Annotated in this window: 1 protein-coding gene; it reads right to left on the bottom strand. The window is 59.9% G+C overall.

The window, feature by feature from the left end:
* A partial coding sequence (locus EN991_RS38510) for an alpha/beta fold hydrolase (RefSeq protein WP_245461205.1) occupies nt 1–685 on the bottom strand: 685 nt, incomplete at its 3' end.
* Nucleotides 686–733 lie beyond the last annotated feature (48 nt).

The raw sequence follows: 733 nt of genomic DNA, 5'->3' as shown, positions 1-733 counted from the left end.
CACCCAGCACCACCCGCCTGTAGAACGCGGTGAAATGCTCTTCGAGCCCCTCTGAAGACTGGGCAAACACAACGCGGTCGTCACCACCGTGAAGCGTCAGGATCGGCACGGTGATGATCTTGACCGTTGCTTGCCGGCGGGCGAGTTCGGCATAACGCGGATCGGGCTCGGCCTCTTCCCACCGGACCCGATAGGAATGCAACGTCACATCCGCCCAGTCAGGATTTTCGAACGAGCTCGCAACGCCATCGAAAATGGCGTCGTCGAACCAGCCTGATGGACCCCAGCTGTCCCACTGATACCTGGCGAATTCCTTGCCGTTCTTTCGTACGAACTCGGCGCCCCGTGCGGTCGCCATGAACCATTGATACCAAAATGCTTTCGCCTGTTCGGGCGTCGGCGTTGCTGGTTTGCCTGGTTGCCAGCCGAGGGACAGCGCAGCGCAGCACTTGATGCGGTCCGGAAAAACCGACGCGAGCAGATAGGATATCCGAGCGCCCCAATCATGTCCGACAACTGCAAAGCGGCTGATGCCAAGCGCATCTGCAAAATCCAGCACATCCTGCGCCATCGCGGCAATCTCGCCCGAGCGCATGGTTTCTTTCGACAGGAACGATGTCGGCCCAAAGCCTCGCAACCAAGGGGAAAACGTCCGGAAGCCAGCTTCATGAAGGACCGGCGAAATACGAGCGTATGTCGTCGCGTCGTCGGGCCAGCCATGCAGCAGGACAAC

Origin of the sequence: Mesorhizobium sp. M7A.F.Ca.US.005.03.2.1 (assembly GCF_003997795.1) — a bacterium.
In the GTDB taxonomy this organism is placed as follows: domain Bacteria; phylum Pseudomonadota; class Alphaproteobacteria; order Rhizobiales; family Rhizobiaceae; genus Mesorhizobium; species Mesorhizobium ciceri.
This window is presented reverse-complemented; position numbering and strand designations above follow the sequence as displayed.